General features: G+C 62.9%; 21 protein-coding genes. 5 read left to right on the top strand and 16 right to left on the bottom strand.

The genetic code is table 11. The annotated features are described in order from the left end of the window. Positions 1 to 144 precede the first annotated feature (144 nt). From ACVNHC_RS03965 to ACVNHC_RS03955, 3 genes are all read left to right on the top strand, one after another. The gene (locus tag ACVNHC_RS03965) at positions 145 to 1,278 is read left to right on the top strand and encodes an ABC transporter substrate-binding protein (RefSeq protein WP_050474540.1); all 1,134 of its coding nucleotides are present in this window, start codon (positions 145 to 147) and stop codon (positions 1,276 to 1,278) included. 77 nt (positions 1,279 to 1,355) lie between these two features. Next, positions 1,356 to 2,423, top strand: coding sequence for a FecCD family ABC transporter permease (locus ACVNHC_RS03960; protein WP_050474541.1), 1,068 nt, complete (start codon positions 1,356 to 1,358; stop codon positions 2,421 to 2,423). Then, on the top strand, positions 2,417 to 3,175 hold the full coding sequence (locus ACVNHC_RS03955; RefSeq protein WP_094463480.1) for an ABC transporter ATP-binding protein: 759 nt from the start codon (positions 2,417 to 2,419) through the stop codon (positions 3,173 to 3,175). The genes ACVNHC_RS03960 and ACVNHC_RS03955 overlap by 7 nt, the downstream gene beginning before the upstream one ends. A gap of 90 nt (positions 3,176 to 3,265) precedes the next feature. On the opposite strand, the gene pheT is transcribed toward ACVNHC_RS03955, so the two are convergent. The 15 genes from pheT to ACVNHC_RS03880 form a co-directional block, all read right to left on the bottom strand. Then, complete coding sequence (gene pheT, locus ACVNHC_RS03950; RefSeq protein ID WP_457166480.1) at positions 3,266 to 5,683, bottom strand: phenylalanine--tRNA ligase subunit beta; 2,418 nt, start codon at positions 5,681 to 5,683, stop codon at positions 3,266 to 3,268. Positions 5,684 to 5,755: 72 nt separating this feature from the next. Next, complete coding sequence (gene pheS / locus ACVNHC_RS03945; RefSeq protein WP_457166479.1) at positions 5,756 to 6,838, bottom strand: phenylalanine--tRNA ligase subunit alpha; 1,083 nt, start codon at positions 6,836 to 6,838, stop codon at positions 5,756 to 5,758. A gap of 485 nt (positions 6,839 to 7,323) precedes the next feature. Then, positions 7,324 to 8,349 (bottom strand): branched-chain amino acid ABC transporter permease, encoded by a 1,026-nt coding sequence (locus ACVNHC_RS03940; RefSeq protein ID WP_457166478.1) that lies wholly within the window; start codon positions 8,347 to 8,349, stop codon positions 7,324 to 7,326. Next, positions 8,349 to 9,212, bottom strand: a complete 864-nt coding sequence (locus ACVNHC_RS03935) for a branched-chain amino acid ABC transporter permease (RefSeq protein ID WP_094463483.1) — start codon at positions 9,210 to 9,212, stop codon at positions 8,349 to 8,351. The genes ACVNHC_RS03940 and ACVNHC_RS03935 overlap by 1 nt, the downstream gene beginning before the upstream one ends. Before the next feature lie 3 nt (positions 9,213 to 9,215). Beyond that, complete coding sequence (locus ACVNHC_RS03930) at positions 9,216 to 9,920, bottom strand: ABC transporter ATP-binding protein (protein ID WP_122519211.1); 705 nt, start codon at positions 9,918 to 9,920, stop codon at positions 9,216 to 9,218. Next, positions 9,913 to 10,641, bottom strand: coding sequence for an ABC transporter ATP-binding protein (locus tag ACVNHC_RS03925; protein WP_050474548.1), 729 nt, complete (start codon positions 10,639 to 10,641; stop codon positions 9,913 to 9,915). The genes ACVNHC_RS03930 and ACVNHC_RS03925 overlap by 8 nt, the downstream gene beginning before the upstream one ends. Before the next feature lie 47 nt (positions 10,642 to 10,688). After that, a complete protein-coding gene (locus ACVNHC_RS03920) occupies positions 10,689 to 11,951 on the bottom strand; it encodes an ABC transporter substrate-binding protein (protein WP_457166493.1) in 1,263 nt (420 codons plus the stop codon). Positions 11,952 to 12,025: 74 nt separating this feature from the next. Beyond that, positions 12,026 to 12,688, bottom strand: a complete 663-nt coding sequence (locus tag ACVNHC_RS03915; RefSeq protein WP_457166477.1) for a DAPG hydrolase family protein — start codon at positions 12,686 to 12,688, stop codon at positions 12,026 to 12,028. A gap of 14 nt (positions 12,689 to 12,702) precedes the next feature. Next, on the bottom strand, positions 12,703 to 13,959 hold the full coding sequence (locus ACVNHC_RS03910; RefSeq protein WP_457166476.1) for an ABC transporter substrate-binding protein: 1,257 nt from the start codon (positions 13,957 to 13,959) through the stop codon (positions 12,703 to 12,705). 148 nt (positions 13,960 to 14,107) lie between these two features. Next, positions 14,108 to 14,902: an SDR family NAD(P)-dependent oxidoreductase gene (locus tag ACVNHC_RS03905; protein WP_058898065.1), complete on the bottom strand. Its 795-nt coding sequence runs from the start codon at positions 14,900 to 14,902 to the stop codon at positions 14,108 to 14,110. Continuing rightward, positions 14,902 to 15,249, bottom strand: coding sequence for a cupin domain-containing protein (locus ACVNHC_RS03900; RefSeq protein WP_457166475.1), 348 nt, complete (start codon positions 15,247 to 15,249; stop codon positions 14,902 to 14,904). Before ACVNHC_RS03900 ends, ACVNHC_RS03905 begins: the two co-directional genes overlap by 1 nt. Before the next feature lie 90 nt (positions 15,250 to 15,339). Further along, entirely contained in the window at positions 15,340 to 16,185 is an 846-nt protein-coding gene (locus tag ACVNHC_RS03895) for a cyclase family protein (RefSeq protein ID WP_058898063.1), read from the bottom strand. Between the two features lie 487 nt (positions 16,186 to 16,672). Continuing rightward, entirely contained in the window at positions 16,673 to 17,710 is a 1,038-nt protein-coding gene (locus ACVNHC_RS03890) for a M42 family metallopeptidase (protein WP_019963468.1), read from the bottom strand. A 188-nt stretch (positions 17,711 to 17,898) separates the two neighbouring features. After that, complete coding sequence (bfr, locus tag ACVNHC_RS03885) at positions 17,899 to 18,384, bottom strand: bacterioferritin (RefSeq protein WP_050474555.1); 486 nt, start codon at positions 18,382 to 18,384, stop codon at positions 17,899 to 17,901. 32 nt (positions 18,385 to 18,416) lie between these two features. Then, the gene (locus tag ACVNHC_RS03880; RefSeq protein ID WP_019963466.1) at positions 18,417 to 18,653 is read right to left on the bottom strand and encodes a (2Fe-2S)-binding protein; all 237 of its coding nucleotides are present in this window, start codon (positions 18,651 to 18,653) and stop codon (positions 18,417 to 18,419) included. Positions 18,654 to 18,794: 141 nt separating this feature from the next. Between ACVNHC_RS03880 and ACVNHC_RS03875 the strand changes: the two genes are divergently transcribed. Both ACVNHC_RS03875 and ACVNHC_RS03870 read left to right on the top strand, forming a co-directional pair. After that, positions 18,795 to 19,559, top strand: coding sequence for an SDR family NAD(P)-dependent oxidoreductase (locus tag ACVNHC_RS03875; RefSeq protein WP_122519218.1), 765 nt, complete (start codon positions 18,795 to 18,797; stop codon positions 19,557 to 19,559). 199 nt (positions 19,560 to 19,758) lie between these two features. Further along, entirely contained in the window at positions 19,759 to 21,474 is a 1,716-nt protein-coding gene (locus tag ACVNHC_RS03870; RefSeq protein ID WP_457166474.1) for a methyl-accepting chemotaxis protein, read from the top strand. A gap of 57 nt (positions 21,475 to 21,531) precedes the next feature. On the opposite strand, the gene ACVNHC_RS03865 is transcribed toward ACVNHC_RS03870, so the two are convergent. Further along, entirely contained in the window at positions 21,532 to 24,630 is a 3,099-nt protein-coding gene (locus tag ACVNHC_RS03865; protein WP_457166473.1) for a multidrug efflux RND transporter permease subunit, read from the bottom strand.

Here is a 24,630-nt window from a genome sequence, read left to right as displayed (position 1 = left end):
GCCAATCTCGTCAGCGTCCTGCAAAACTGGTGGTTCAAGTAAAACTGAAAACGCTATCTATGTCAGCCCCAAAGATAAAAGTTGACTTTGAAAGTCATAAAAAATAGTGCTCGTCTATATTTTCCGTCAGGAGATGCAATCGTGATGCAGTTCAAGAACGTGGCTTTTGCCGCGATGGCTTCGCTCGCCCTGGTTTCAGGCGCCATTGCAGCCGAAAAGATCAAGATCACCGACGTAACAGGCCGTGAAGTCGAAGTATCCGTGCCTGCACAACGCGTCATTCTCGGCGAAGGCCGCCAGATCTATTTCGTCGCCGCTCTTGATACGGAAGATCCGTTTGGCCGCATTGCCGGCTGGCGGGACGATTTCAAGAAGGCGGATCTCGACGGCTACAACGCCTATCTCGAAAAGTTCCCCGGGATGGACAAGATCCCGACCTTCGGCGGCATGAAGGACGGCACCTTCGACATTGAACAGGCCGTGGCGCTGAAGCCCGACGTGATCATCATGAACACGGAAGCCAAGTCGGCGACCGAAGAAGCCGGTTACATCGAGAAGCTGGCCAAGGTCGGCATTCCGCTGGTCTACATCGACTTCCGCGAAAAGCCGATGCAGAACACCGATGCCTCCATGCATATCATCGGCCAGCTGCTGGGCAAGGAAGACCGTGCCGAAGAGTTCGTGGCCTTCCGTCAGGCGCAGATCGCCAAGGTCACCGAGACGCTGGAGAAGGCGGCTGATCTGAAGAAGCCGCTCGTCTTCGTCGAGCGCGCGGGTGGCTACAGCGAAGACTGCTGCATGTCCTTCGGCAACGAGAACTTCGGCAAGATGGTGGAACTGGCCGGCGGCGTGAACATGGGCACCGAGTTCATTCCCGGCACCTTCGGCACCGTCAATCCGGAACAGATCATTGCCTCGAACCCGGATCAGATCATCGTCACCGGTTCCAACTGGGAGCTTTACGTCCCGGGCGGCAACTGGGTCGGCGTCGGTCCGGGTGCGGACCAGACGGATGCCGTGCGCAAGCTGGGCAACCTGATGCAGCGCCCGGCCTTCACCGGGATCAAGGCCGTCCAGGAGGGCAATGTCCACGCCATCTGGCACCAGTTCTACAACAGCCCCTATCAGTTCGTGGCCGTTCAGCAGATGGCCAAGTGGCTGCATCCGGAGCTGTTCAAGGATCTCGATGCGGATGCAACCTTCAAGGAGCTGCATGACCGCTTCCTGCCGGTGGACTACCGTCCGGGCTACTTCGCCTCGCTGAAGTCCGCCGGCTAACCGCCCGCACCCGTCTCATGCCCGGCGCCCTTGCATCCTGCGCGGCGCCGGGCCGCATTCTTGAGGGAGTGTCATCCATGGCAGTCATGGTGGATGAAGAGCTTGCGGCCGGGGGCAGTGCGCAGTACCGCGCTCTTGCCGCCCGGCGCCTTCTGTTTCTCGGTGCCATGCTGGGCGCTCTGCTTCTCAGCCTTGCCCTCGACATGGGCCTTGGGCCTGCCCGCTACACCGTTGGCGAGGTGATCTCCGCCATCGTCAGCCCGTCCACCGTGTCCGATCAGCTCCGGGTCGTCATCTGGGACATCCGCATGCCGATCGCGCTGATGGCGGTGACCGTCGGCGGCTGCCTGTCGCTGGCAGGGGCGCAGATGCAGACGATCCTCGCCAATCCGCTGGCCAGTCCCTTCACGCTGGGCATCTCCGCCGCTGCCGGTTTCGGCGCAGCGCTGGCGCTGGTGGGTGGGGTTGCGATCTTTCCGGCAGCGCTGCATTACATGGTGCCCATCAACGCCTTTCTGATGGCGATGCTGGCCTCGCTGTTCATCTATGGTGCCTCGAACCTGCGCGGCGTGACGGTGGAAACCATCATCCTGCTCGGCATCGCGCTGGTCTTCACCTTCAATGCGCTTCTGGCGCTGATGCAGTATCTTGCGTCCGAACAGGCGCTTGCGGCGGTCGTCTTCTGGACCATGGGCTCGCTCACCAAAGCCACCTGGAGCAAGGTGGCGGTCACGGGGGCTGTTCTCCTTTTCTGTGCGCCGCTCTTTGCCCGTCAGGCCTGGGCACTGACGGCCCTGCGCCTTGGTGATGACAAGGCTGCCTCCTTCGGTGTCAACGTCAAGCGCCTCCGGCTGGAAACGCTGTTGCTGGTCAGCTTGCTGGCTGCGATCCCGGTGTCCTTCGTGGGCACCATCGGTTTTGTCGGTCTGGTTGGACCGCATATCGCCCGGATGGTGGTGGGGGAGGACCAGCGCTTCTTCCTGCCCGCCTCGATCCTGTGCGGCGCTCTGCTGCTGTCGGCCACCTCGGTCGTCTCCAAGGTGTTGCTGCCGGGGGCGATCCTGCCCATCGGCGTGATCACCGCGCTGGTTGGCGTTCCCTTCTTCTTCTCCCTCATTTTCACCAACCGGAGGAAGGCATGGTAAGCGTCAGGCTTGAGACGCTCGGCGCGAAATACGGCCGGGCCACCGTTTTCTCCGGCATCACCACGGGTGACATCAACGGCGGCGCACTGACTGCTGTCATCGGCCCCAACGCGGCGGGAAAGTCCACGCTGTTCAAGCGCATTGCCGGGCTCCTCAAGGGAGAGGGTGTGGTGCACGTGAGCGGTGCGGACAATCTGGACCAGCCGGTCTGCTACATGCCGCAGGATACGGGTGCCAATGCGGTGCTGACGGTCTATGAATCCGTGCTTCTTGCCGCCAAGCAGGGCGGAACCTGGAAGGTGGAAGCGGGCGAACTGGCGGAAATCGACCGGGTGCTGCATGCGCTCAAGATCACCGACCTGGCGTTCCGTGATCTTGGCCAGCTTTCCGGCGGTCAGCGCCAGCTGGTGGCCATCGCCCAGGCGCTGGTTCGCAAGCCGCGCGTGCTCCTGATGGACGAGCCCACGTCAGCGCTGGATCTCTTCCGCCAGATCGAGGTGCTGCAGTTCATGAAGAGCCTCGCTGCCCGCGACGGCATGGCCGTGCTTATTGCCCTGCATGACCTCAACCATGCCATGCGCTACTGCGACCACGCCATGGTGGTTGCCAAAGGCACGCTGGTTGCCAGCGGCGCAGTTCAGGAGGTCATCACCCCAGCCATGCTGCGCGAGGTCTACAAGGTGGAAGCCCGGATCGAACCCTGCACCCAGGGCCGCCCGCAGATCATTGTGGATGCGGCACTGGTGGCGTGAAAGCCAGGTTCATTTAGCTGGCTAAATTCAAAACAAAGGCCCCGCCGGAGCGGTCTCCGGCGGGGTCTTTTATCTCAGGGACTATCCCGGTCAGCCGCGCAGCGTGCCGCCGGTGGCCTTTTCGACAGCAGCGACGATCTTCTTCGCCACGGCCTCGATTTCCTCTTCCGTCAGCGTCTTGGCCTTGGGCTGCAGGGTCACGTCGATGGCGAGCGACTTCTTGCCTTCGCCGACGCCTGCGCCTTCGTAGATGTCGAACAGCGCCACGTCGCTGATCAGCACCTTGTCAGCGCCCTTGGCCGCCTTCAGCAGCTTGTCGGCGCTCACATCCGCATTCACCACGAAGGCGAAGTCGCGGCGCACCGGCATCAGGTCGGCCACATCCAGCGCGCCCTTGGAGCGGGTTGCCTTGGCCTTGGATTCCGGCACGGCGTCGAAATGGATCTCGAAGCCGACCATGGGGCCTTCCGCATCCATCAGGCCGAGGGTGCGCGGATGGATCTCGCCGAACACGGCCAGCGCCACCTTCGGACCCAGCTTCAGCGCGCCGGAGCGGCCCGGATGAAACCAGCCCGGTGCATCTGTGTAGACCTGCAGCTTGTCCACCGGCGCACCGATGGCGGCGAGCACGGCTTCCGCGTCGGCCTTGGCATCGAACACATCGACGCTGCCGGCTGCGCCCGTCCAGTGGCGGCCGCCGCCGGTCATCTTGGCGGTGCCGCGGCGGATGCCGGCAGCCACCATGCGCTGGCCTTCCGGCGTGTCATCGATGAAGACCTGACCGACCTCGAACAGCGCCACATCGGCAAAGCCACGGTCGGCATTGCGCTGGGCAGCGGCGATGAGGCCCGGCAGCAGGCTGGGGCGCATGTTGGAAAGGTCAGCCGAAATCGGGTTGGCCAGTTCCAGCGCCGGATTGCCGCCGCCGAAGGCTTCCGCCTGATCCTTGGAGATGAAGGACCAGGTGACCGCCTCGTCCATGCCGCGCGCGGCCAGCGTGCGGCGGGCACGGGAGCGGCGGATCTGGCCGGTGGTCAGAACCTTGGCGCCGACAGAGCCGGAGCGCGGCAGCGGCACCGGGGCGACACGGTCGAGGCCGACAATGCGCACCACTTCCTCGGCAAGGTCCGCCTTGCCTTCGATGTCTGGACGCCAGCTCGGCGGGGCAACGCGCACCACATCGCCCTGACCGGTGGCCCAGAAGCCGAGAGCCTTCAGGATCATGTTGATTTCCACCTTGGAAATCTCCAGCCCGGTCAGGCGCTTCACTTCCGCATAGGGGAATTCGATGATGCGCACGTTCTCCGGCACGGTGCCGGTGGTGACGAGTTCGGACGCCTCGCCGCCGCACAGGTCGAGCACCAGCTGCGTCGCCATCTCAAGGCCGGGGATCATGAAGTCCGGATCAACGCCGCGCTCGAAGCGGTAGCGCGCATCGGTGTTGACGCCGAGCTTGCGGCCCGTGCGGGCAATGCCGTTCTCGTCCCAAAGGGCCGATTCGATCAGCACGTCCACGGTGGTCTCGTCACAGCCGGAATGCTCGCCGCCCAGAATGCCGCCAAGGGATTCGACGCCCTTGTCATCGGCGATGACACACATGCTGCCGTCGAGCTGATAACTCTTGCCGTTGAGGCCGAGGATTTCCTCGCCCTCCTTCGCCCGGCGCACCACCAGATTGCCCGCAACCTTGGCCGCGTCGAACACATGCAGCGGGCGGGCCTGATCGAAGGTCATGTAGTTGGTGATGTCCACCAGCGCGTTGATCGGGCGCAGGCCGATGGCCTTCAGCCGGTCCTGCATCCACTTCGGCGAGGGGCCGTTCTTCACGCCGCGCACCAGCCGCAGGCCAAAGGCCTTGCACAGGGCTTCCGTATCGCCGAAGTCGAGCGTCACGTTCGTGGGGCAGGGGAAGCTGCCGCGCACCGGGGTGATCTTGCGCTCCTTCAGCTTGCCAAGGCCGGCCGCTGCCAGATCGCGGGCGATGCCATAGACGCCCGTGCAGTCCGGACGGTTCGGCGTCAGGCCGATCTCGATCACCGGATCATTGAGGCCGAGATAATCGGCATAGGACATGCCGACCGGCGCATCTTCCGGCAGGTCGATGATGCCGTTGTGCTCCTCCGACAGCTCCAGCTCGCGCTCGGAGCACATCATGCCGAAGCTTTCCACGTCGCGGATCTTGCCGACGGAGAGGGTGACATCGAGGCCAGGCACATAGTCGCCCGGCAGGCCCAGCACGCCGACAAGGCCGGTGCGGGCATTGGGCGCGCCGCAGACCACCTGCATCAGGGTGCCGGAGCCATTGTCCACCTTCAGCACGCGCAGGCGGTCCGCGTTCGGGTGCTGCTCGGCGGAGACGACCTTTGCGATGCGGAAAGGCGCGAGCTTTGCCGCCGGGTCGGTGACTTCCTCGACTTCGAGGCCGATCATGGTCAGGCGCTCGACGATCTCGTCCAGCGTTGCCTCGGTCTCCAGATGCTCCTTGAGCCAGGACAGGGTGAATTTCATCGGTGCAATCTCATCTTGTTGCCGCCAGGCTGCCGCACGAAGGGGCGCCCGGCGCAGTCAGAAAATCAGGTCTCAGCTCGACAGGCCGCCGAACAGGGTCGGCAGGTCGAGGGGGCGGAAGCCGTAGTGCTTCAGCCAGCGCACATCGGCATCGAAAAAGGCGCGCAGGTCCGGCATGCCGTATTTCAGCATGGCGATGCGGTCGATGCCCATGCCCCAGGCAAAGCCCTGATACTCGTCCGGATCCAGCCCGCAGTTGCGGATGACATTGGGATGCACCATGCCGCAGCCGAGGATTTCCAGCCAGTCGTTGCCTTCGCCGAACTTCACTTCAGCACCGGAGCGGTCGCACTGGATGTCCACTTCCATGGACGGCTCGGTGAAGGGGAAGAACGACGGGCGGAAGCGCATCTTGATGTCGTTCACCTCGAAGAAGGCCTTGCAGAATTCTTCGAGGATCCACTTCAGGTGGCCCATGTGGCTGCCCTTGTCGATGACGAGGCCTTCCACCTGATGGAACATCGGCGTGTGGGTCTGGTCACTGTCGCAGCGGTAGGTGCGGCCCGGGATGATGACGCGGATCGGCGGGGTCTGCGTGCGCATGGTGCGGATCTGCACCGGCGAGGTGTGCGTGCGCAGCAGCAGCCGTTCGCCGTTTTCCTTCGGGTTGAAGAAGAACGTGTCGTGCATGTCGCGGGCCGGGTGGCCGAGCGGGAAGTTCAGCGCGGTGAAGTTCAGCTCGTCCGTCTCGATGTCCGGGCCTTCGGCAACGGCAAAGCCCATGTCGGCGAAGATGGCGGTCAGCTCGTCGATCACCTGCGCGATCGGATGCACGCGGCCCGTTTCGGCAGGGGCGGCCCGCAGCGGCAGGGTCACGTCCACCCGCTCGCTGGCCAGGCGCGCCTCAAGGGCAGCTTCCTTCAGCACCTCCTTGCGGGCGGCGATTTCGTCGGTGACGCGGGTCTTCAGGCTGTTCAGCGCCGGGCCCTTGCTCTGGCGCTCTTCCGGGCTCATTGAGCCCAGCGTCTTCATCAGTTCGGAGATGCTGCCCTTCTTGCCGAGGGCGGCAATGCGCACCTCCTCAAGGGCGGCCTCGGTTGCCGCCGCAGCAATGGCTGCGGAGATCTCGGAGTACAGGGTGTCGATATCGGACATGAGCTCTTCGGTCGTTGGTTGGCTGTGGCCGCCGGAGCGGGCCACGGGCTTGAGGCGAATGCAAGGATTGCGGGTCTTTTAGCAGAAAAGGCAGGCGATGCCACAGCCAAGCCACAGGGATGTGGCGGGCGGCAGGCCTGATGGCGGCCGGAAGCTGGGCAGGTGCGAAAAAGCTGCGTGCGCCCGGCTCAGGCCGAGCGGCTAAATCGTCCGCAGGCGGAGCCCTGCGCGGCGGTGTTGCGGAGACGGCGCACGGCAAAACGGCGCGCGCAAAGCTCATGCGCGGTGCCAGTCATGTTTGCGATGCAAGGTGCCAGTGTCACGGCCGTTTCATCCCGCAGTCCGGTTTGGAAGCAGCGCGAGTATACGTGCCCGCCGCCCGATGGCAAGCCTGTTGGCGGCCGGAGCCATTCCGGTACCCGCACAGGCCGTGGTGTGTGAGCAGGCTTGTCCTGATGGGCAGCACAGAGGCATAGACAGGCTGGTCAGCTCCGCTTTCCCATCAGCCCCTGCACACGGCGGCTGATGGGAAACAGCTCCAGGCCGCGGCGTCTGCGAATGAGACCCCAGACGCCCGTGGGTGCTTTCAGCATGATGACGATAGCAACGGCTCCAAGGGCAATGAGATAGACCGTGCCCAGATCGGCGAGTGTTTCGCGCAAGGCGAAATAGATCAGCGTGCCGATAATCGGCCCCTCGATCGTGCCAACGCCGCCGATGACGACGATGAAGATGACGAAGGCCGTCCAGTCATTGGCAGAGAAGGCAGCATCCGGCGACACACGCAGTTTCTGCAGGAAAATCAGGGCTCCTGTCAGCGTGGTGAGCGCTGCCGTAACCAGATAGACGGTGAATTTCGTCATCCAGATATCGATGCCGAGCGATCTTGCCGCCAGTTCGTTGTCCCGGATGGCCATGAGCGCCACACCGCGCCGTGACCGCAGGAACAGGAAGACGGTTCCAACAACGAGAACCGCAACCCCGAGAGCCAGCCAGTAGGCAACTGCCTCACGCAGGAAACGTCCCTCAGCAAGCGCATTGACCACTGAAACGGGCAATGAGATGCCGGAACCGCCGCCCAGTGCCGATAACTGTGCTGCAGTCAGGCGGAAGACTTCCGCCACCACCCAGGTCCCGATGGCGAAATAGGCGCCGCGCAGCCGGAAGATCAGCACCGCGACAGGCGCAGCCAGCAGAGCGCCGATCATCGGTGCAACAATGAGCGCGGTCAGAGGATGAAAGCCTGCCAGCAGCGTCAGCGCGAAGAAGGCATAGCCGCCGAGCCCCACATAGGCTTGCTGGCCGACGGAAACGAGCCCGGCATAGCCGGCGAGCAGGTTCCACAGGGAGGCCAGCGCGATGTAGAGCGATATCTCGCCGAGAAGCCTGATGTAAGCACGGCTTGCCCACCAGGGCGCACAGGCCATGACGAGGATCAGCAGCACAAGCAGCGCCATGGAGATGGCGGACAGCCGCGTGGTGCGGGAGACCTGAAGCTTCATGTCCGGCATCAGTCGATCCTCGGGAACAGGCCGCGCGGGCGGATGGCAAGAATGATGAGAAAGACGAGATGCCCGGCCAGCACCTGGTAACCGGGGTCGATTTTAGCCCCCAGCGTCTGCGCAACGCCCAGAATGACGCCGCCGGCCAGCGTGCCCCAGATATTGCCGAGCCCGCCGATGATGACCGCCTCGAAGCCGAAGATCAGCCGCGAGCCGCCCACTGCCGGATCAAAGGATGTGCGGATGCCGAGAAAGACACCGGCCAGCGCCGTCACCGCAAGGGCAAGCGCCATGGCCAGCCCGAAGACATGCGCGCGGTTGATGCCCATCAGCTGCACGATGTCCTGCCGGTCGGAGGTCGCACGGAAGGCCCGGCCGAGTGCCGTGTGGTAGAACATCCATTGCAGCCCGCCGATCACGGCTACGGCCGTTGCAAAGACAATCAGCGGCAGGACACCGGCAGAAACCGGCCCGAGCGTCACACTCGCCGTTTCAATCGCCCCGGCCTTCAGCTTCTGCGGATCAGCTGAATAGCCCATCAGCAGCGCATTCTGAATGATGACCGACAGGCCGAAGGTGACCAGCAACGGGGGCAGGATATCTCCGCCCATCGTGCGGTTGAGCAGCAGCCGCTGCAGGACGTAACCCGCCGCCGCCATGAACGGAATGACGAGGAGGAGCGCGGCCAGCGGATGCAGGCCAAGGCTTAGCGATGTGGTGAGCGCCACATAAGCTGACAGCACGATCAGATCGCCATGGGCGATGTTGACGAGGCGCATGACGCCAAAGATGAGACTGAGGCCTGCCGCAAACAGCGCATAAAGGCCGCCAAGCAGAATGCCCTGAATGATCGGGTCGAGCCAGAGATCCATGTCCTACACCCCGAAGTATGCGCGGCTGATATCATCGCGGGACACCTCTGCCGACAGGCCGGACAGCGAGACGCGCCCTTCCTGCAGGCAATAGACCCGGCCGGAAACGGCCAGAGCCTTCGTGATGTCCTGTTCGACGATGATGGCGGTCAATCCCTCGCCCACGATGCCGGGCAGGGTTTCGTAGATGCTCTTGATGATGACGGGTGCCAGGCCAAGGCTGATCTCGTCCATCATGATGAGCTCCGGGTTCGCCATCAGCGCCCGGCCGATGGCGGCCATCTGCTGCTGTCCGCCGGAAAGCGCCGTCGCCTGCACATGGCGGCGCTCTTCGAGAATGGGAAACAGGCTGTAGATGCGCTTGAGGTTCCAGGGCCCCTTGCGCTTTAGCTGTCCGCCAATGACGAGATTTTCCTCGACACTCAAGGACGGGAAAAGCAGCCGCCCCTCCGGCACGAGGGCAATGCCGAGCGCGGCCACCTGATCAGCCCGCAACGCGCCGATGGCTTGCCCTTTCCAGCGGATTGCATCCGGGTGGCTTTTCAGGAGCCCCGTGACAGCGCGCATCAAGGTCGTCTTGCCCGCGCCATTCGCCCCTATGACGGCAATGACATCACCTTGGGCAATGTTCATGTCCACACCATAGAGGGCCTGAAAGTCGCCGTAGTGGGCATCAAGCCCGCTGATATCGAGAAGCGTCTCAGCCATGGGCTTCAATCCCCAGATAGATTTCCCTGACCTGCCGGCTGTCCATCACCTCCTGCGGATTGCCCTCGGCGATCTTGCGCCCAAAGTTGATGACGATCAGCCGGTCGGCAACGGCCATCAGCGCATGCACCACGTGTTCGATCCAGACGATGGACACACCCGTCGCCCGCACATCCCGGATGGTGCCGATCAGTGCCTGGCATTCATTGTCGGTCAGTCCGCCGGCAATTTCGTCCAGCAGAAGCACGCGGGGCCGGGTGCACATGGCGCGGGCCAGTTCCAGCCGCTTGCGCTCCAGCAGCGTCAGGCTGCCGGCCAGCGCATTCGCCTTGTACAGAAGGCCCGTACGCTCCAGCACATCGAGACACAGGGCATCCGCCTCTTCTGCTGCCAGACCCGCGCCTTGCGTGGCCGCCACATAGGCATTTTCGAAGATCGTCATGCCGGAAAACGGCTGCGGCACCTGAAAGCTGCGTGCAATGCCCGACCGGCAGCGCCGCGCAGCCGGCCATTTGGTAATATCCTTACCGTCCAGACGGATCGCCCCCCGGTCCGTGGACAGGGCACCGGTGACGAGATTGAACATCGAGGTCTTGCCTGCGCCATTCGGCCCGATGACGCCAAGCGCCTCCCCCTGTTCCAGAGACCAGCTCTGGCTTTCGGCGACAACCACGGCGCCGAAAGCCTTGCAAACCCCATCCAGTTCCAGAATCGCTGCCATCACGTTTTCCTTTCACCGCAAGGCGCACAAGTCCCTGCGCTGTACCGTCAGCCGAGCAGTTGCAGCGAACTGGTAACCGGAATTTCGGGGGCAGTGCGGTTGGTGACGATCTTCAGCGCAACACCATCGCCTTCCTTCTGCCATTGGCCGCCAACAAGCGGGGTCTTGGTGACATTCTTCACCGGCCCCTTCGACCAGTCGACCGGACCAACAATCGTGTTCATGCTGGTGGCCGCAATCGCCTTGACGATGGCGGCCGGGTCTTCCAGATCCTCGGCCCGCGAGATGACATTTGCGGCAACTTCAAAGAGCGCGTGCTTGAAGCCGATCGGCTGGGTCCAGGGCCGCCCCGTGGCCTTCGTATAGCCTCCGGCAAGATCAGCAGCGCTGATGCCGGTCAGTGAAGACTTGAACGGATGCGTAGGAGACCACCAGACCTCCGAGCTGAGGCCTATGCCGCGTGCGCCAAGACTCTCGACCACCGAAGGAAACAGCAGTGCCTTGCCGATCGAGACAACTTTCGGCCTGAAGCCCTGCTGCGCCGCCTGGCTCCAGAATGTGCCAAAGTCCGGCGGGATCATGTTGCCGGTGACGATCTCGCAGCCTGCATTCCTGAAAGCGTTGATCTGGTTGCTGAAGTCATCGGACATGGGCTGGTAGCGGCCCGGATCCGTCAGCGTATAGCCTGCGTCAGCCAGCGCCTTGGGGAACCCGAACTGTGCATCGCCCCAGGCATTGCCATCCGCATCGTTGGGGAAAAGCCCGCCAACCGATTTGCCGGCACCAGCCTCTTCCCACAAGGCCAGGAACACGGCGATCACGTCTTCCAGACCCCAGAAGAAATGATAGGTGTTCTCAAAGCCCTTATCGGGTGTCCCGCCACGGCCAAAATAGTAAGGCTGCCAGGGGCAGTCGGTCGTGATGCAAGGCACCTCGTTGATCTCGGCCTGATCGGAGACAGGATTGACCGTATCGGGTGCCGAAGCGGCGACGAGGATGTCTACCTCGTCCTTGAGGATCAGTTCCGAGGCGACTTCCGCTGCACGGTTCGAGTTGGACTGGCTGTCCTTGGAGATGATCTCAACCTGCCAGCGTTTGCCGTTGTTCTCGATGCCTTCGGCAAACTGCTTCGAGATGGCAGACAGAATATATTCGTCCGCCTCGGCAAAGCCGGCCAGCGTTCCGGTACGGGGGCTGACATGGCCGATTTTCAGCACCGGCGCGGCGGCATAGGCGCGTGTGCGGGTCAGGATCGCCGGAGCTGCCAGAAACGCTGCTGTTCCGGCCAGAAAGCTCCGCCTGTCTGTCACGATGGTTTTCATGCCGTCTCCTCCCAAAGACACATTCACATCAGGGGCTCTGAAATGCGCGCCAGGCACGGACTTCAGAACGTGGCATCCCCCGTAACCTGCCGGTAGAGCACCGGCAGCAGATCGGCGAGGTAGCCCATTTCTTCGATGGCGTGCTTGTGCAAGCCCCGGCAGAACTCGTCTGTCAGGGCAGCCTGCCGGATTCCCGCTTTCGTCGGTTCGGGCAGTTCCTCGCCTTCGGTCTGGCTGTGCACATCGCCGAACCAGAAGCGCGTGCGCATTTCGCAGCCATAGTCGGTGTTGCGCACGAAATGGCACATGTGACCCAGATTGACGGGGTTTTCGAGAGAGCCGGGCCTTGCACAGACCGCAATGCCATCGACGGCATCATAGCCTGCCGGATCAAACACCTCGTGCGGATCACGGAAATGGATCCTGAGCTTGTGCACCGGCCCTGAGCCGCCAAGGGATTCATGCACGAGATGCTTGGCGCCATAGTAATTGCCGCCGTTACCCCGGTCTTCCCAATCGGAGAAATAGTGATCCGTGGGATGCCAGAGCTTGTACTGGTCGGTGCCGCCCAGCCAGCCGAACCACCAGTGGACCATTTTCGCCCGGCAATGCGGCATGCGCGTCAGGGCAGCGATGGTGACATAACCATCGCCGTAACGCTGGATGCCGCTTTCAAAACCGAGATAGCCGGGTTTCAGAAGGTCATTTCTCTCTTCATAGCGCATCTTGTCTCACTCCCTCAGAGCGGCTGCAGGGGTTGGGTCACCGGGATCGGCAAATCCGTCGGATTGGCCGCAATCTCGATGCCATAGCTCTGTCCGTCCCGGTGCCATTGCCCGCCCATCACACCGGCCCTTGCGACATTGGCAATCGGGCTTGCCGCCCAGTTGGCGGTGCCAAGCGTCGTCTGGGTATTGGTTGCCCGGATTGCGGCGATGACTGCCTCAGGGTCTCCGGCATCTTCCGCCCGCTTGAGCACATCAACGGCCAGATCGAGAAGCGCATGCTTCAGCCCCACCGTCTGCACCCATGGCCGCCCTGTTGCCGCCGTCCATGCGGAGGCGATTTCGGCTGCCGTCTGGCCGGTTGTGGCGGATGTGAACGGATAGGCCGGGTGCCAGGCCAGTTCCGTCGACAGCCTGTCCCCACTCGTGCCAAGCGCATCAAGCGTTGCGGGCAGCAGCAGGCATTTGCCGATGGTCGCAATTTTCGGCTTCAATCCCTTCTGTGCGGCCTGAGCCCAGAATGTCAGGAACTCCGGCGGCACCATCGTGCCCATGACGATATCAACGCCTGCGGACTGGAATGCGGAAATCTGCGCCGAGAAGTCTTCAGCCATCGGCGTATACCGGCCCGGATCCACGGCCTCATAGCCCGCAGCCTTCAACGCCGGAGGAAAACCGAACGCAGCATCCCCCCAGGCGTTGCCATCCGCGTCGTTGGGCAAAAGCAGGCCCACCTTCCTGTTGGTCTCAAGGCCGGACCAGAGCTTCAGATAGGCCGCGATCAGGTCCTCGAGGCCAAAGCCAAAGAGGAAGGTACTTTCGAAGCCTTTTTCCGGCGTGGATCCACGGCCCAGAATGAAGGGCTGCCACGGGCATGCGGTGGAAATCGACGGAATGCCGTTCACTTCAGCCTGATCAGCCACCGGATTGACGGTGTCCGGACCGCCAGCAGACAGGATCAGCGAGACTTCGTCGCGCAGGATCAACTCGGACGCAACATCTGCCGCACGGGCTGCACTCGACTGGCTGTCCTTGACGATAAGCTCGACCGGCCGCCCTCCAACTCCGGCGGCGAAAACGCTCTGGAACTGGCCGATGACAAAGTCATCCGGTTCTCCGAAGAAAGCCAGCGGTCCGGTCTTTGGGCTGACGAGCCCGATGCGAATGGGGCTGGCCGCTCTGGCGCTGCGGATGCGCAGAAAGGCGGGTGCGGCCAGAGTGGCCGATGCAACCTGCAGAAATTGACGTCTGTCTGGTCTCGATATGCTCATCACATCCCCTCCTCCAAGAGTGTGTGAAGCCGGGCAGCAAGCCCTCCTCAAGCAAAGTTTGCAGTCCCCCAGTTTCTTTCATTTCAGGCCCGGCAGGAGACGTCTCCTCAAACGTCCAGCCGCCAGGCCGCTGTGCAATGGGTACCGGTCAGCCCGCCGTGTAACCACCGTCGGCATAAAGAATATGCCCGGTGTAGAAATCGGATGCGCGGGAAACGAGGAACAGCAGGGGCCCCGCCAGATCCTCCGGCTCACCCAGACGCCCCTTGGGCACGCGGGTCAGGAAGCCCTGCCGCACGGTCTTTGCGTTCTCGGTGTCCTCAAACATCCAGGCGGTCAGCGGCGAGCGGAACACCGTCGGTGCGATGGCATTGACTGTAATGCCGGTCGGCCCAAGCTCGCAGCCAAGCGCCTTGGTGATGCCGTCAACGGCAGCCTTGGAGGCGCAATAGGCCGTGTAGCCGGCCGGATGGCCCAGCAGGCCGCGTGCCGAACTGACCAGCACGATCTTGCCGCCCTTGCCGCCCGCCTTCATGTGCCGTGTCGCCGCCCGTGCCATCAGCCAGCTTTGCGTCACGTTCGCATCCATGACGGAAGTGAAGTCGGCAGGCGTCATGTCCTCGATCTTGGCAACCTTGTTCATGCCCGAGGCGACGACCAGAATATCCAGCCCGCCGAAGATTTCGGCCGCCTTGTCAGCCAGTGCCGCGCAGGCTTCCTCGCTGTCGGGCCGCATGTTGACTTCGGCCACTTCCGCGCCGCTGCTGCGGCATTCGGCGGCGATTTCGGCCAGCGCTCCGGCATTGCCGGCCGCAAGCACGAGGCGGCAGCCGGCCCCAGCCAGCGCACGGGCGGCCACCATGCCAAAGGCGCCGGAGGCTCCCGTGATCAGGGCAACCTTGCCTTTCACGTCAAACATGGAAAGCGGATCGCTCAGGGACATCACTTGGCCTCCTTCGGATAGGGAATGACCACCATCATCACGCAGACATGGTTCGAGCGGTTCTCGATCTTGCGGACTTCATGGGGGGCAATCGTGCAACTGTCGAACTTGCGCAGCACCGTCTCGGTGCCGTCAACGATGACGGTCATCTCGCCGTCCAGAACGACGTAGACCTTCTCGACCGGCGTCGAATCCGGTCCGGCCCCGCCGCCCGGCAGGAACTGGCTCAGGCCCACCCACTGGTTCGCAGGGCCACCTTCTTCGAATCCTTGCAGCCGCAAGCCCGCGACACCCCAATGATTGGGCGCTTCATAGGGCTTGGCTTCGGCAAACCGTTTTACATGCATGGGGCAGGCCTCCCTTCCTGCTTCATCCTGCGGACTGTTCCGCAAGGGGGCCGGGGGCATGCAGCCCCCGGCGCAGCATTCAGCATCGCATCAGAACGGCGTGCCGCTCTCGATCCGGTAGCCGCCGGACTTGTCGACCATCGCCACAAGGCGGATGATGCAGCCGTCGCCACGGTCCCAGTTCCACGGGAAGAAGGCGAAGGTCACGCGCTTGCCGGTCACGGCGTCGAGATCGCCGCCGACATTCTCGATGCCGAGGATGCCTGCCTTGAACAGCTTGCGGTGCACCGGTTCCCATTCGGGGAAATCGTCCTTCCAGTCGCGCCCGCCGGACCATTCCTTGTACTCGGCCTGAAGATCGACGTGGGTGATGATCGGGCCGATGCCATGCGGGCCGATTGCGGTGGCCAGCGGATGGTCATTGGCCTGGGTGTCGTGCCCGACGACTTTGACCTTCTTCTCGATGAACCAGTCGGCTGCCGAAGGCACGAAGCCCGGGGCACGCAGGAAGTAGTCTTCGCTGTCCTCGTAGATGTGGTGATAGCCGGTGTTGACGATGATCACATCACCCGGACGCACGGCCTTGCCTGCTGCCTTTTCCAGATCGTCATAGGTGATCTGTTCCCACTGCTTCTTGGGGATCGACACCACAAGGCCCGAGCCGAAGAAATGCGGCAGCGGCACTTCGTCGATGAAAGGCGTGCCTTCCACCACGTGGGCCGGTGCGTCGATGTGGGTGGTGTTGTGCATCGAGGTGGTGATGCGCTGCGACAGCACACCGGATTTTGCCATGTAGTGGATGCGTTCGATCTTCACATCCTCGAAATACGGCCAGTTCGGCGACTGGAAACCGAACCGGTGGCTGAGGTTGTAGAACTCCAGCCCCATGCTGTTGTCGAGGTTCCCCTCGAACTCGATCCCACGGATCTTCACCATGATAGTCCTCCCATGCGCGGGAGCCCTGGCAGACCCCCGGCGGCAATCCAATGATTTCCTATGTATGACCCCCTCATACCGCATCATGATGCATACGCACCGCATTATGGTCAAATAAAATCTGCAATGCGGTTTATATGCACCGCATAATGGTACATTTTATGCCGCAAGCGTCCTGGATGCCGGTAGAGAGAAAATGGTTATAGGGGGGAAGACATACGGCCATTCATCCAACGGCCAATGGGCCCCCTGCCTGGAGGCAGCGGACTTCACGGTGGTTGTTCATGGCAAGGCTTGTCAGTTCCCCCATGCGGGCAGGGGAGCGGAAAAACTCTGCAACGGGCAAGCCAGCCGCAGCGTGCCACCGCTGCGGCTGGTGCCGGATCATACCAACTCTCGATGAGCTTGACTCATCGAGAGTTGGTTAAGCCTGTGCGGCGCTTGAGCAATTTCAAGGCGTGATGCGTCGGCATCGAAAGCCTTGGTATCAGACGCTCTTGAGGTAAGCCGCGATGATATCGCGGGCCGCTTCCAGATCCTTGCGGGCGATCATTTCGGTGACCGTGTGGATGTAGCGGGTGCCGACGACGATGCCGACGGCGCGGGCCCCGGCGGCGGCCTGCTGGGCGGCTGCGCCATCCTGACCGCCCGAGCGCAGCATGGTGCGCTGGTAGGGGATCTTTTCCTTGATGGCCAGGTCCTCGATCTCGCTGACCAGCGCCCGGTCGGCGATGAAGGAACCATCCTTCACATGCAGGCCGAAACCGCCACCCATCACCGTGGTGCGGTCCTGCTCCGGCACACCCGGCGTGTCGCAGGCCAGCGTCACGTCGATGCCGAGGCCGATGTCCGGCTTGATGGCATAGGCGGCGGTGCGGGCGCCGCGCAGGCCCACTTCCTCCTGCGCCGTGAAGGCCACGTGGATCTCGCATTCATGCTTGGCCTTGCCAAGTGCACGGATGGCTTCGATGCCGAGCCAGCAGGCGATGCGGTTATCCAGCGCCTTGGAGACGATGCTGTCGCCCATCTCCAGGAACGGCTCGTCCATGGTCACCATGTCGCCGATGCGCACGATGTCCTTCGTCTTCTCGCCAAGCCCCATGTCGATGACGAATTCATCCGGCTCCGGCACCTTCTTGCGCTCTTCCGGCGAGGAGATGTGCACCGGCTTGCCGCCGGGGTTCATCACGCCCTTGAAGTCGCCCTTGTCGGTCGACACCAGCACGCGGCGGGAGAAGAGGTTGCGCGGATCAAAGCCGCCGACCGGATGCACATGGACGAAGCCCTTGTCCGTCACATGCGAGACGAGGAAGCCGATCTCGTCCATGTGGCAGAGCAGCATCACCTTGAGCGGCGACTTGGACTTTTTGCGCGGATCGCGCCGGCACAGCAGCGAGCCCATGGCATCGGTGCGCACCTCGTCGAAGAGATCCTTGATCTCGGCTTCGATGAGGGCACGGACCCGGTGCTCATGGCCGGGCACGCCCGGAGTTTCGCAAAGGCGGCGGAGCAGGTCGATATTCATGGAAAGAGGTTCCCGAAGGTGATTTGACGCCTTCAGATTAGGTCATGCCGGAGAGAGACGGAAGTCCCTGCCTTTGGACGGCAGGCCTGGCGGCCGGCGCGTCTTTTCGCTGCCCGGTTCAAAGCAAAACCCCGGCACCGGCGCAGGCCGGAACCGGGGTTGAAACATGCAGTGGAGTTCCGCCTGCCTTATTCGGCAGCGTTCGCCGGCTCTGCCTGCAGCAGGCCGTAGCGCTCGATGCCGATGCGCTCGATCAGCTCCAGCTGGGTTTCGAGGAAGTCGATGTGGCTCTCTTCGTCGCCCATCAGCTGCTCGAACAGGGCCATGGTCACATAGTCACCGGCCTCGTGGCAGACTTCGCGGGCTTCCTTGTAGAGGGCGCGGGCGGAATATTCACCGGCCAGATCGCACTCGACGCATTCCTTCAGGGACTGGCCGATGCGCAGCGGGTCCAGCGTCTGCAGGTTCGGGTGGCCTTCGAGGAAGAGGATGCGCTCGATCAGCTTGTCGGCGTGCTGCATCTCCTCGATGGATTCCTCGCGCTCCTTCTTGGCGAGCTTGGTGAAGCCCCAGTCTTCCAGCAGGCGGCCATGCAGCCAGTACTGGTTGACGGCCGTCAGCTCGTGGCGCAGGGCCTTGTTCAGATATTCGATGACCTTGGTATCGCCCTTCATGGCAGCCTCTCTCTCAATGGTGCTTGTCAGTTTTAGCGGTCTTCTGGTTCGCCTTCCAGTGGCGTTGCCGCTTTTGTTACAGCCTTATCGGCATTCTGGTGAATGATATCAATGACATTCGGGAAACATCCGCCGCAGCGCGGCCGGCAGCCGAGCTTGCGGAACACGGCGCCGGGCGTGGGCAGCCGGGCGTCCGGATCTGCGCGCATCTCCTCGGCCGCCTGACGCAGCTGCTTGTCGGACAACACATTGCAGGAACAGATGATCATGAACCGGACTTGTCTGGGTTACGGCACAGCTTGCCATGGGCCTCTCATGGACCATCTGGCTATCACGCGACCGGCGGGATAAACTAAAGTTTCCACGCCAAGTCAACTTTATCTAGTGCATCTTTCCGTCAAAGGCCAATCATGAGTGAAGCTGTCACATCTGCCGCCGCGGCCCGCCGGGTTCTCGTGCTCACGGGGGCGAGCCGGGGCATTGGCCATGCCACGGTGAAGCGCTTTTCTGCCGATGGCTGGCGGGTGATCACCTGCTCGCGCCACCCCTTTTCGGACAAATGCCCCTGGCCGTCCGGGCCTGAGGATCACATCGAGGTGGATCTTGCCGATCCTCTGAGCCTTGCCGGTGCCATCGAGGAAATCCGCAGCCGGCTGAAGGCCGATGGCTCGCGTCTCGACGCGCTGGTCAACAATGCCGGCATCAGCCCCAAGGACCAGGGCGGTCAGCGGCTGGATTCCTTCTCCACGCCGCTTGATGTGTGGCATCAGGTGTTCCAGGTGAACTTCTTCGCGCCCATCACGCTGGCGCGGGGCCTTTTTCCGGAATTGAAGGCCGCGCAGGGCTCCATCGTCAATGTCACATCGATTGCAGGCGTCAGGGTGCATCCCTTTGCCGGCACCGCCTATGCCACTTCAAAGGCTGCGCTGGCCTCGCTGACACGCGAAATGGCGGCGGATTTCGGGCCGCACGGCATCCGCGTCAACGCCATTGCGCCGGGTGAGATCGATACCTCGATCCTGTCGCCGGGAACGGAAAAGCTGGTGGACGGCCTGCCCCTGCGCCGCCTTGGCCAGCCGGCTGAAGTTGCTGATACAATTCACTTTCTCTGCAGCAGTCCTTCCTCCTATGTCACGGGTGCAGAGATCCACATCAATGGCGGGCAGCATGTCTGAAGATGAGGCCGGATCGTATTCGGCATGATGAAACTCCGGAATCGTTTGCGTAATAACACGCTAGGCTCCGGATTATTCCTCATTTGTGGATTCAGTTCTGCATCTGTGCGATTTTGAAACAGACGTTATCGATTTTTACGCGGTGTTAAATGGAATAAAGGATAGTGGCCTTAGTATTACTCCCTATAGGCCTTTTCCGATGAAGAACCCCTTCTTCCGTTTGCGTATCTCGGCAGCCCTTGCCGTCACCAGCTGCCTCATGGTCGCCGCCTCGCTCGTTGTCGTCGGAACGATCGTTTACTCGGTGATGGTCAGTGGTGCGGCGGATGACGCTGTGGCGCAGCAGAACACCAGTCTGCGCATCGCCGCCACCATTCTGGAGCGGGATGTGCCCGGCGTGAAAGTGACATGGGCCGCGGATGGCAACGTCAGCCGCATCCAGGCCGATGCCATTCCTGAATTCGCAGACCATGCGATGATCGACACGATTGGCCGGATGACGGGGGAGACGGCGACAGTCTTCGTCTGGGATACGCAGCAGCGGGACTTCATCCGCAAGACGACAAACATCATCAAGGCGGATGGCAACCGGGCGGTCGGCACCCCGCTGGGCCAGAACGGCGCGGTCTATCCGGTGGTGATGAAGGGGCAGACCTATCGCGGTGAGGCGGTTATCCTCGGCAAGCCCTATTTCACCATCTATGCGCCGGTCATCGGTTCCGGCGGCGCGCCGGTGGGTGTCCTTTATGCGGGCGTTGAGCGCACGAAGATCATGGCCGGTGTCGACACGATGATGTCCCGCCTGGCCATGGCCGTGCTGCCGGTTCTGCTGGTGGCCATTGGTGTGGCCGTGTTCGCATCGCGGCATCTGCTGGCCCCGGTCACGAAACTGGCGGAAGTGACGCGCGAGATCGCCGCAGAAGACCTTGAGGCGGATGTGCCCTTTACGGAGCGGACCGACCAGATCGGCACGATGGCAAAGGCTGTCGCAACCCTGCGCCAGTGTGCGCTCGAGCGGCGCCGCCTTGCCGAAGCTGAAGCAAGCGCCGGTCAGGAGCGTCAGGAACGCCAGCAGCGGATGGAGGATCTGATCGGCAGCTTCCGCCATCAGATCCAGTCCATGCTGAATGCAGCAGGTGAAACGGCGCAGGAACTGACGGGAACGGCCAGCAAGCTGGCTGACCTTGCCCGCGCCGGTGCAGCGCGAGCCAGCGACACCGAAATTGCCACCCACGAAACCAGCGGCAATGTCCAGACGGTGGCCAGCGCCGCCGAGGAGCTGTCCGCCTCCATCGGCGAGATCCGCCGTCAGGTGGGCCAGACCACAGGCGTGGTCGGCAAGGCGACCGAGGGCACCCGGGTGACCAACCAGAAGGTTGAAAGCCTTGCGGCATCTGCGGCCAAAATCGGTGAAGTGGTGACACTCATCCAGGCCATTGCCGAGCAGACAAACCTGCTGGCACTAAATGCCACGATCGAGGCCGCCCGTGCCGGCGAGGCAGGCAAGGGCTTTGCCGTCGTGGCGGCTGAAGTGAAGGGACTGGCCAACCAGACCTCCAAGGCAACGGAAGAGATCGCCGCGCAGATTGCCGCCATTCAGTCGGCCACCGAAGAGGCGGTTGATGCCATTGGCGCGATCACCCGTACCATGGAAGAGGTCAACAGCTACACCTCCGCCATTGCCGCTGCCGTCGAGCAGCAGGGGTCTGCGACCTCGGAAATCTCCCGCAATGTGCAGAGGGCTTCCGCAGGCACCCAGTCGGTTGCGGGCAACATGAACGAACTGGCCCGGACGGTCGATCACACGGCCGAATCCGCCGATCACGTGCTCGGCGCCTCTGCCGATCTGGCGGGCCATACCGACCTGCTCCGCAGGGAAATCGAAGGCTTCCTGACGAAGGTCGCCGCCGCCTGATCCTGAACCGCCGCCTTCCCGGACATGCATGGCAGCTGTCCGGGAAGGCGGCATTTCTTATTCGGCCTCCCCTTGCGCCTTGCGTCCGGCCAGACGCATGATGACGACGAAGAACACGGGCACGAAGAGGACCGCCAGGACGGTGCCCGATATCATGCCGCCGAAAAGGCCGGTGCCCAGTGCGTTCTGGGTTTCGGAGCTTGGCCCCTTGGCGATCACCAGAGGCAGGATGCCCAGGGTGAAGGCAAGCGAGGTCATGACGATGGGCCGCAGCCGCAGGCGTGCCGCCTCGACAGCTGCTTCATGCAGGCTTGCCCCTTCGCCGCGCAGCTTGCGGGCGAACTCCACGATCAGCACGGCATTCTTGGCAGAAAGGCCGATCAGTGTGATCAGGCCGACCTTGAAGAACACGTCGTTGTCGAACCCCCGCAAATGCACCGCAATCACGGCACCCAGCACGCCGAGCGGCACGACCAGCATCACCGAGAGCGGAATGGTCCAGCTTTCGTAAAGGGCTGCAAGAACCAGGAACACGACAAGGAAGGAGAGGGCGACCAGCAGCGGCGCTTGTGCGCCTGACTGGCGCTCCTGAAAGGACTGGCCGGTCCACTCCACGGAAAAACCGGACGGAAGCTGTGCCGCAAGGCGCTCGAGCTCCTGCATCGCCGCACCGCTCGATACGCCGCTAGCGGCCTCTGCGGAGATGCTGAGCGAGGGGTAGCCGTTGAATCGGTTGAGCTGGAGCGGGCTGACCGACCATTCCGGCGTCACCATTTCGGAGAGCGGCACCATGCCGCCCCGGTCGTTGCGGACGTGGAGTTTCAGAATGTCTTCGACCTGCATGCGGTCCCTGGCCTGTGCCTGCAGGACGACCTGCTGCAGATATCCGGCGCGCGGGAAGTCGTTGACATAGGTCGAGCTCATGGTCGCGGCGAGCAGGTCGCTGATGGCGGAAAAGGGAACGCCGAGGGCGCCGGCCTTTTGCCGGTCGATGCGCAGGTTCACGCTGGGCCCGCTTGGCAGGCCATCAACGCGGACATTCCTCAGGAGCTTGCTCTGGCCAGAGAGGCCGATAAGCTGATCCGCCGCCGCCTGCAGCGCGGCTGCGCCGCGTCCGCCCCGGTCGGCGAGGCGCAGGGTGACGCCCGAGGTTGTGCCCAGTTCCTCGATGGCAGGCGGTTTCATGATGAGAACCTCGCCTTCCACCGCCTCCTGCATCGCCTGTTCGGCGGCGGCCATTTCGGCGGCGGTGCTGCCGCTTCGCGTGTCCCAGTCGCGCAGCGTGGTGAAGGCCATCGCCGCGTTCGCACCCGAGCCGGAAAAGCCGAAGCCCATGATGGACAGGTTGTTGTCAATGTCAGGACGTGTTGCCGCGTGTGCATCGAAGAGCTGGACGAGCTCCCGCGTCCGCTCGGACGTTGCATCCGCCGGCAGCGTGAAGGAGGTCATGAATGTTCCCTGATCCTCTTCCGGAACAAAGGCGGTCGGCAATGCGCCGTATCCCAGGGCCAGAGCGCCGGTGAGGGCGCCATAGATCAGCATGACGCGGGCCGTGCGGTTCACAAGCCAGCCCGTCCAGACCGTGTAGCGCGCCGTCAGCCGGTCGAAGCCCCGGTTGAACCCGGCAAAGAAGCCCTTGCGCTCGTGATGCGGTGCGACCGGCTTCAGGATCGTTGCGCAGAGGGCAGGCGTCAGGCTGAGTGCAAGGAAGGCCGAAAACAGGATCGAGACCGCCAGCGACACCGTGAACTGCCGGTAGATCGCTCCGACAGAACCGCTGGCAAGGCCCATGGGCAGGAACACGGCCGTCAGCACCAGGGTGATGCCGATGACCGCGCCGGTGATTTCCCGCATGGCGCGGCGGGTTGCCTCGTGCGGGCTGAGCCCTTCGCTGGCCATGAGCCGCTCGACATTTTCGACGACGACGATGGCGTCATCCACGATGATGCCGATCGCCAGCACCATGCCGAACATGGTCAGCACGTTGATCGAATAGCCAATCGCCCACATCACGGCAAAGGTGCCCAGCAGCGCGATGGGCGCGACGATGGCCGGGATCAGCGTGTAACGGATGTTCTGAAGAAACAGCAGCATGATGAGGAACACCAGCCCCATCGCTTCGGCCAGCGTCTGCACGACCTTGGTGATCGAGAGCTTCACGAAAGGCGCCGTGTCGTAGGAGACAGCGTATGCAACGCCTTCCGGCATCGAGGGCGCAAGCGCGGCAAGCCGCGCCCGCACGCCTTCCGAAGTGCTGATGACGTTGGCACCGGGGGCGAGCTGAATGGCGGCGGCCGTCGCCGGCTTTCCCCCGTCGAAGATCGAGAACCCCATGGTCTGCGCACCGACTTCGATCCTTGCGATATCGCCCAGGGTCAGTTTCGAGCCATCGGGATTGGAGCGCAGCACGATGGCAGCGAATTCCTCAGGTGTCTTCAGCTGCCCGTCGAGGCTGAGCGGAACGCTGACCGCCTGACCGGGAAGGGCGGGCGCTTCGCCCAGCCGTCCGGGAGAAACCTGGACATTCTGCGTCTGGATGGCCTGCGTGATCTCGGCCATGGAGACCGAGTAGGCAGCAAGCAGGGAGGGATCAAGCCAAACGCGCATGGCGGCTTGCGAGCCGAAGGACTGCACGCGGCCAACGCCGGGCACCTGCTTCAGTTCCAGCGCCAGCTGGCGCACGAGATAGTCATCCAGCGCCAGCGGATCTGTCTTTCCCCCTTCAGAGCGCAGGGACACAATCATCAGGAAGCCGGATGTGGCAGCTTCTACGGACAGACCCGCCCGGCGGACAGGTTCCGGCAGGCGCGGCTCGATGGCCTTCAGGCGGTTCTGGACGTCGATCTGCGCCAGTTCCGGGTCCGTCCCCGGCTTGAAGGTGACGGTGATGGTGGCCGTACCGGAAGAGTCCGACGAGGAATCGAAGTAAAGCAGGTTCTTCACCGCCGTCAGCTCACGCTCGATGGGGGCCGTGATGCTGTCGTTGATGGTCCGCGGACTTGCGCCCGTGTAGGTGGCGGTGATGCTGATGCTCGGCGGTGCGATGACCGGAAAGCGGGAAACCGGCAGCTGCGGGATCGCAGCGAGACCGGCAAGCACGATGAAGATGGCGATGACCCAGGCAAAGACCGGGCGCTCGATGAAAAACTGCGGCAT

This window comes from Pannonibacter sp. Q-1, assembly GCF_054073275.1.
The sequence above is the reverse complement of the archived record's forward strand: the minus strand, read 5'-3'. Positions and strand labels throughout refer to the sequence as shown.

Excerpts from the sequence above, each read along its gene's own strand:
- ACVNHC_RS03865 (WP_457166473.1), bottom strand. The coding sequence starts at position 24,630 with ATGCCGCAGTTTTTCATCGAGCGCCCGGTCTTTGCCTGGGTCATCGCC.
- ACVNHC_RS03880 (WP_019963466.1), bottom strand. The coding sequence starts at position 18,653 with ATGATCATCTGTTCCTGCAATGTGTTGTCCGACAAGCAGCTGCGTCAG.
- ACVNHC_RS03930 (WP_122519211.1), bottom strand. The coding sequence starts at position 9,920 with ATGGCTGAGACGCTTCTCGATATCAGCGGGCTTGATGCCCACTACGGC.
- ACVNHC_RS03940 (WP_457166478.1), bottom strand. The coding sequence starts at position 8,349 with ATGCCGGACATGAAGCTTCAGGTCTCCCGCACCACGCGGCTGTCCGCC.
- ACVNHC_RS03890 (WP_019963468.1), bottom strand. The coding sequence starts at position 17,710 with ATGAATATCGACCTGCTCCGCCGCCTTTGCGAAACTCCGGGCGTGCCC.
- ACVNHC_RS03900 (WP_457166475.1), bottom strand. The coding sequence starts at position 15,249 with ATGCATGTAAAACGGTTTGCCGAAGCCAAGCCCTATGAAGCGCCCAAT.
- ACVNHC_RS03935 (WP_094463483.1), bottom strand. The coding sequence starts at position 9,212 with ATGGATCTCTGGCTCGACCCGATCATTCAGGGCATTCTGCTTGGCGGC.
- pheT (WP_457166480.1), bottom strand. The coding sequence starts at position 5,683 with ATGAAATTCACCCTGTCCTGGCTCAAGGAGCATCTGGAGACCGAGGCA.
- ACVNHC_RS03960 (WP_050474541.1), top strand. The coding sequence starts at position 1,356 with ATGGCAGTCATGGTGGATGAAGAGCTTGCGGCCGGGGGCAGTGCGCAG.
- ACVNHC_RS03965 (WP_050474540.1), top strand. The coding sequence starts at position 145 with ATGCAGTTCAAGAACGTGGCTTTTGCCGCGATGGCTTCGCTCGCCCTG.
- ACVNHC_RS03910 (WP_457166476.1), bottom strand. The coding sequence starts at position 13,959 with ATGAGCATATCGAGACCAGACAGACGTCAATTTCTGCAGGTTGCATCG.
- ACVNHC_RS03895 (WP_058898063.1), bottom strand. The coding sequence starts at position 16,185 with ATGGTGAAGATCCGTGGGATCGAGTTCGAGGGGAACCTCGACAACAGC.
- ACVNHC_RS03875 (WP_122519218.1), top strand. The coding sequence starts at position 18,795 with ATGAGTGAAGCTGTCACATCTGCCGCCGCGGCCCGCCGGGTTCTCGTG.
- ACVNHC_RS03905 (WP_058898065.1), bottom strand. The coding sequence starts at position 14,902 with ATGTCCCTGAGCGATCCGCTTTCCATGTTTGACGTGAAAGGCAAGGTT.
- ACVNHC_RS03955 (WP_094463480.1), top strand. The coding sequence starts at position 2,417 with ATGGTAAGCGTCAGGCTTGAGACGCTCGGCGCGAAATACGGCCGGGCC.
- ACVNHC_RS03870 (WP_457166474.1), top strand. The coding sequence starts at position 19,759 with ATGAAGAACCCCTTCTTCCGTTTGCGTATCTCGGCAGCCCTTGCCGTC.
- ACVNHC_RS03915 (WP_457166477.1), bottom strand. The coding sequence starts at position 12,688 with ATGCGCTATGAAGAGAGAAATGACCTTCTGAAACCCGGCTATCTCGGT.
- bfr (WP_050474555.1), bottom strand. The coding sequence starts at position 18,384 with ATGAAGGGCGATACCAAGGTCATCGAATATCTGAACAAGGCCCTGCGC.
- ACVNHC_RS03925 (WP_050474548.1), bottom strand. The coding sequence starts at position 10,641 with ATGGCAGCGATTCTGGAACTGGATGGGGTTTGCAAGGCTTTCGGCGCC.
- pheS (WP_457166479.1), bottom strand. The coding sequence starts at position 6,838 with ATGTCCGATATCGACACCCTGTACTCCGAGATCTCCGCAGCCATTGCT.